The organism is Romboutsia sp., from assembly GCF_051659545.1.
Classification (GTDB): domain Bacteria; phylum Bacillota; class Clostridia; order Peptostreptococcales; family Peptostreptococcaceae; genus JBOFOR01.
Genome location: NZ_JBOFOR010000159.1, coordinates 1 through 5,614, shown reverse-complemented (window position 1 = coordinate 5,614; position 5,614 = coordinate 1). Strand labels below are relative to the sequence as shown.

At 30.7% G+C, this 5,614-nt stretch carries 7 protein-coding genes and 1 riboswitch; of the genes, 1 reads left to right on the top strand and 6 read right to left on the bottom strand.

Annotation, left to right across the window (positions count from 1 at the left end):
• The first annotated feature begins 53 nt into the window (after positions 1–53).
• The gene (locus ACRC03_RS09015) at positions 54–191 is read left to right on the top strand and encodes a hypothetical protein (RefSeq protein ID WP_438652236.1); all 138 of its coding nucleotides are present in this window, start codon (positions 54–56) and stop codon (positions 189–191) included.
• 96 nt (positions 192–287) lie between these two features.
• Here ACRC03_RS09015 and thiE read toward each other — a convergent pair whose 3' ends face one another.
• From thiE to ACRC03_RS08985, 6 genes are all read right to left on the bottom strand, one after another.
• Positions 288–896 (bottom strand): thiamine phosphate synthase, encoded by a 609-nt coding sequence (thiE, locus tag ACRC03_RS09010; RefSeq protein ID WP_438652235.1) that lies wholly within the window; start codon positions 894–896, stop codon positions 288–290.
• A 10-nt stretch (positions 897–906) separates the two neighbouring features.
• Complete coding sequence (gene thiT, locus ACRC03_RS09005; protein WP_438652234.1) at positions 907–1,533, bottom strand: energy-coupled thiamine transporter ThiT; 627 nt, start codon at positions 1,531–1,533, stop codon at positions 907–909.
• The gene (tenA, locus tag ACRC03_RS09000; protein WP_438652233.1) at positions 1,533–2,210 is read right to left on the bottom strand and encodes a thiaminase II; all 678 of its coding nucleotides are present in this window, start codon (positions 2,208–2,210) and stop codon (positions 1,533–1,535) included. The genes thiT and tenA overlap by 1 nt, the downstream gene beginning before the upstream one ends.
• Complete coding sequence (thiM, locus tag ACRC03_RS08995) at positions 2,210–2,995, bottom strand: hydroxyethylthiazole kinase (RefSeq protein ID WP_438652232.1); 786 nt, start codon at positions 2,993–2,995, stop codon at positions 2,210–2,212. The genes tenA and thiM overlap by 1 nt, the downstream gene beginning before the upstream one ends.
• Before the next feature lie 20 nt (positions 2,996–3,015).
• Complete coding sequence (gene thiD / locus ACRC03_RS08990; protein ID WP_438652231.1) at positions 3,016–3,813, bottom strand: bifunctional hydroxymethylpyrimidine kinase/phosphomethylpyrimidine kinase; 798 nt, start codon at positions 3,811–3,813, stop codon at positions 3,016–3,018.
• A gap of 120 nt (positions 3,814–3,933) precedes the next feature.
• A riboswitch (TPP riboswitch) is annotated at positions 3,934–4,036 on the bottom strand.
• Positions 4,037–4,084: 48 nt separating this feature from the next.
• Positions 4,085–5,440 carry a M20 family metallopeptidase gene (locus ACRC03_RS08985; protein WP_438652230.1) on the bottom strand — a complete coding sequence of 452 codons (1,356 nt, stop codon included), beginning with the start codon at positions 5,438–5,440 and terminating at the stop codon, positions 4,085–4,087.
• Positions 5,441–5,614 lie beyond the last annotated feature (174 nt).

Sequence of the window (5,614 nt, the reverse complement as noted above, 5' to 3'; positions counted from 1 at the left end):
TAACTTTTATAAAACTTATCCATTCATATTTAAATATATAAGGAGTGATTTTTGTGAAAACTAGTAGTATGTTTTGTTCATTAAGTAAGAAATGTAAAGTTCAATATTCAAAGGAAATAAGCGAAAATCTTTCAAAAGAGAATGAACAATTAGAAAATTTATATAATAAAGATCAGACTGTTGAAAAATAATATCATTTTCAACTAATTAAATAGATAAAAAGCTCTAACCTTACACTTATGTATTGTTAGAGCTTTTTATTTTATATCATATAAAGTAAATGAAAGCTATGCTTTCATCCACTTTTTTGATTCTTCATATATATTTTCTGCTCCTAATATAGCTGAAACTACTGCATATCCTGCTACATTAAAATTGTCTAATTCACCTTTATTTTCCAAAGTAATACCACCTATACAAATTATAGGTATATCCACTTCATCCATTATCTTCTTCAAATCATCCTTGCTTACACTATCTGCATCTAATTTAGTAGAAGTAGTAAACATTGCACCAACACCTATATAGTCTGCTCCATCTTCTTTTGCCTTTTTAGCTTGAGTAATATTTTTAGCAGATACTCCTAGTATTTTGTCAGGTCCGATTAACCTTCTAACCTCATTAGCAGGTATATCCTTTTGCCCTACATGGACTCCATCTGCATCAACTAACATAGCTATATCTACTCTATCATTAATTATTAATAAAGCATCATATTTTCTAGTTAACACTCTTAAGTTATAAGCTCTCTCTAAAAACTCATTTCCTAGGAAATCTTTTTCCCTCAACTGTATTGTTTTAATTCCTGCTTTTAGAGAGTCCTCTATTGCCTCATAAAAATCTCTTCCTTCTAAGATTTTTGAATCTGTTACTAAGTAAACCTTTAATTTATCCATATCTTCTCCTCTATTGTGCAGATTTATTGTCAATTTTAACTCCAGTATTTAATTTAGCTTCTTTAGCTATTCTTGCAAGTGGCATAAAAGCTATAGCTATTGAACATAGTATTCCTTCTACACCAACACTTGAAATGTTATATAAAAATGAGTATAACCATACGTTCATACCTTTTGGAGCATATTCCCCGAAAAATACTACCCCAGATAAAACACTACACGCTACACTTAACATACTAGCCATTAAACACCCAAGTATCGCATGTGATTTTTTCTCTCTACCAAAGCTTCCTGCAAAACCTAAAACTATGTTTGCTAATATGTAGTCTAATATTAATTGTACTGGATGAACTATATATGCACCATTTAATAGCTTTAATCCTCCGTAGACTAAACCTGCAGTTAATCCTTCACCTTTGCCATACAATAAAGCTACTAACATTACTGGCATCATTGATAATAATGCTATTCCTCCACCTTGAGGATATTGAATAAATTGAATCATACTTAAAATAAATGCTATTCCACTAAACATCCCTATCGCTACTATTTTTTTAGTAGTGAATTTTGTTTTTCTTATTTCCTTAAAATATATCCCTAATACTAGTAGTGTAAAAGCTATTATTAATATAGACATTATACCATCTCCTTTTCTAATAAATCTTCATATGCCATCTCCCAAAAGTCCATTTCATATATACTAGCTTGATTAAAAATAGTATTTAGACTTACTTTTTCATCTTGTGTTAAATTACTACATAATTCGTTAGTATAATCTATCCATTTTTCTACAACATCTTTAAACTCATGACCTGAGTAAGACTTTATCCAATCTCCATAGTAGTTTTCTAATAAGTTATCTCTATAGTTTTCTAATAAATATTCCCCTATGAAATAATAACTCCATGTACATGGAAGAGTTGCCATTACTATTTCTTTAAGGCTACCTGTTAAAGATATCGACTGCATATAGCTTACGTAACTTCTATTATTAATTTTTAAATAACATTTTTCTGCATCCTCAATACTTACCCCAAGTTGCTCCATGTATTTTATGTGAGTTGCTGCTTCATCCTCTATACTTCCACCAATGGCACTTGAAAAAAGTTTCATTTCCTCTATACTTTTAGCCTTTACTACACCCATAGCAAATACCCTTACAAATTCTTTTAGGTATAAGTAATCTTGTATTAAGTAATTTAAAAACTTTTCTTTAGGTAAAGTTCCTTCTCCAATTTCAGTTATAAATGGATGAACTAAATACTGCTCCCATAATTCTTTATTTTCTTCAAACAAATACTCTGTAAATTTCATTATATTGTTTCCACCTTTGCATATTTTTCATATATATCACTGTTTAATGAATACACTGTATCCATTAATTTAACTTTAAAGTTTCCTATTGATGGATTTTCACTATTTGCTAGTTCTCCACTTAAAGACATACTTAGCACACCCATAGTAGCTCCTTTGAATTTATCTTCACAAGCTCCTATAAAACTTCCTATTAAACTTGCACTCATACATCCTGTTCCTGTTATGCTCTTTAGCTTTGCAGTTCCGTTATCTATTTTACAAACCTTTTCTCCATCAGTAATTGAGTCTACTTTTCCTGTTGCTACGACTATGCACTCAAGTTTTTTTGCTACAGCTTTTATTACTTCATCTAGATTTTCTTCATCATCAAAAGAATCTACACCTTTTCCATTTACATTAAATCCACCAATGTATTTAATTTCTGCTGCATTTCCTTTTACTACATCAAATTTAACTTCATTTAGTAATCTATTAGTAAAATCACTTCTTGTTTTTGTAGCAAATACACCAACTGGATCTAAAATAACTGGTTTATTAAACTTATTACAAGCCTTACCTGCTTTTATAAATAACTCTAAGTTTGCTGAGTTCATAGTTCCAATATTTATTACTACTGAACTTGCAACTTGAACTATTTCTTCAACTTCTTCATAAGAATAACTCATAAGTGGGCTTGCACCTATTGCTAAAGTAATATTTGCACAATCATTTATTGTTACCTCATTAGTATAGTGAAGTACTAATGGATTTTTTTGTCTAACTTCATTTATTAATTTATACATTTTTAATTCCCCCCTGATATTTACTTTTCAAGTTTATAAAAATGATGAACTGGTCCTACTCCATGACCTATGTCAAAACTGTTTCTTATAGCTTCTGTTATATACTCTTTGCTAAGTTTAACTGCTTCTACTATGTCATATCCTAGAGCCAAATGAGAGGTTATTGATGAAGATAGTGTACATCCTGTTCCATGAGTGTTTTTTCTATCTAATCTTTCTCCCTTAAATATTTCAAAAGTATTTTCACCTATAAGAACATCTACCGCATCTCCTTCTAAGTGTCCACCTTTCATCAATACGTATTTAGGTCCAAGTGCTAATATCTTTTTACCCACTGCTTTCATATCTTCTAAGTTATTTATTGTTATTCCAGTTATTTCTTCTGCTTCTGGTACGTTTGGAGTTATTATATAAGCCATTGGTATTAATTCTTCTATTAAACTCTTTTTAGCTTCTGGCTGAAGTAATGAATATCCACTTTTTGATATCATAACAGGGTCTACTACTAAATACTCTGGGTTGTATTTTTTAAGAGTGTTAGCAATTTCTCTTATTATATTTTCGCTTGATACCATTCCTATTTTCAAAGCTCTAGGTGGTATATCATCAAATACTACTTCTATTTGTTTTTTTATCATTTCCACACTAATGTCTTCTACTAAAAACACCCCTTGTGTATTTTGAGCTGTTATTGCTGTTATAACACTCATTCCATAAGTCCCTATTGCACTAAAAGTCTTTAAATCTGCTTGAATTCCAGCTCCTCCTGAACTGTCTGATCCTGCAATTGTTAATGTTGGTACTTTGTAATTTCTCATTTTACCCCTCCACTTTTGTCTATAAAATCAAATAAAAATTCGCTCAGCTCAAAAAAGGCTATACTCCAACATTGGAATATAGCCTTTAATTACGTTATAATATAATTCTATCTACATATTATAGTTTTATCTAAGCTTTCCTACGCTGGTATTATCCAGATCAGGTACAAGGGTTAATGAATTAAATTCATCTCTCAGCCAAAAGGCGCCCCTAGCTAATATTTTATTTTACAATTTGATTATAGGTTTATTAGTATAATAAGTCAACTTATTATTTTCCTTCCAATAATTCGTATACAGCTAGTCCATAAATTTGTGCTGCATGCATTAAATCATCTATTACCACATACTCATTAGGTTGATGCTCAGTTTTAGGTGCATTTGGGAATACTGCTCCAAATGCAACACAGTTGTCTAATGCTCTAGCATAAGTAGCTCCACCTGAAGATAATGGTGTAGAATCTAATCCAGTTTCTTCTTCAAATACTGCTCTTAAGGTTTTTACTAAGAAGTTGTCTGCTGGTACGTAGATAGATTTTAACCAATCGTACTCTTCATATTTTAATCCGTAAGCCTTAGCTTTTTCTGTTAAATTATTTACTACTATTTCTTTTTCAAAAGTAACAGGTATTCTTATATCTACTGAAATAACTTGTTTTTCTTCAGTTAGTTCTAACTTTCCTATATTGAAGGTTAAGTTTCCTGATACTTCATCTTTACAGTTTTCTACTATATTGTTTGCATTAGCATCTTCACCTATAACTTCAGCTATAAAGTCTATTGCCTTGCTTTTTACACCTGCTTTATTAAGTGCCATACATAATCTAGATATAGCATTTTTAGCATCCTTTGAGTCAGATACTTGTGAATGCACTCCAGTTCCTATTACACATATCCCCTTTTCTAGGGTAGTGTAATCAAAGCCTAGCTTTTCTAATTCTATTTTTACTTCTTCTAAGCTTATATCATTGTACACAGCTTTATCTGGTACAGAATTAAATGCGTTTCCTAATTTTAAGTTTACAGAACTTTCTTCTTCACATACTAATAGTGCTTGTAATAATCCTTTCTCTGCATTTATCATTGGGAATTTTGAGTCAGGAGTAAATCCATAGTTTGGTATTTCTTCATTATTTTTAGAATACTTTTGAATACATCTCCAAAGGTTTTCTTCATCAGTCCCAAATATAAATCTTACTCTCTTATCAAACTTAACTCCTAAATCCATCAATGCTTTTACTGCATAGATTGCTGCTATTGTAGGTCCTTTGTCATCTTGAGTTCCCCTACCATATAGTTTTTCATCTTTTATTACCCCTTCATATGGTGGAATATCCCAACTTTCAAGTTCTCCTTCTGGTACTACATCTAGGTGCCCTAATATTCCTATTAGCTCTTCCCCTTCACCTATTTCAGCATATCCATAGTATCCATCTTTGTAAACTGTTCTAAACCCTAAAGACTCGCACATTTTTAATGTATGTCTTAAAGCTTTATCTATATTTTCCCCAAATGGGAAACCTTCTTTCGCTTCACTTATTACACTTGGTATTTGTATACACTCTACAATTGAAGTTATCATTTCATTTTGTAGTTCCATTACTTTTTGTTTTATTTGTAATTTCATCCCAGTCCCCCCCTTAAGTAATTTTTTTCTTATGCTTGTCTCCAATATACTATATATTACCTTTTTATTCCATATTATTTGTAAATAATCACTTTATTTTCTTGCACATCTAAAAGGCTATACTCCATAATTGGAATATAGCCTTTTATTAACTTCTATTTTTATCTTTTAAGG

Coding starts and splice junctions, on each gene's coding strand:
- thiE (WP_438652235.1), bottom strand. CDS start 896: ATGGATAAATTAAAGGTTTACTTAGTAACAGATTCAAAAATCTTAGAA.
- thiT (WP_438652234.1), bottom strand. CDS start 1,533: ATGTCTATATTAATAATAGCTTTTACACTACTAGTATTAGGGATATAT.
- tenA (WP_438652233.1), bottom strand. CDS start 2,210: ATGAAATTTACAGAGTATTTGTTTGAAGAAAATAAAGAATTATGGGAG.
- thiM (WP_438652232.1), bottom strand. CDS start 2,995: ATGTATAAATTAATAAATGAAGTTAGACAAAAAAATCCATTAGTACTT.
- thiD (WP_438652231.1), bottom strand. CDS start 3,813: ATGAGAAATTACAAAGTACCAACATTAACAATTGCAGGATCAGACAGT.
- ACRC03_RS08985 (WP_438652230.1), bottom strand. CDS start 5,440: ATGAAATTACAAATAAAACAAAAAGTAATGGAACTACAAAATGAAATG.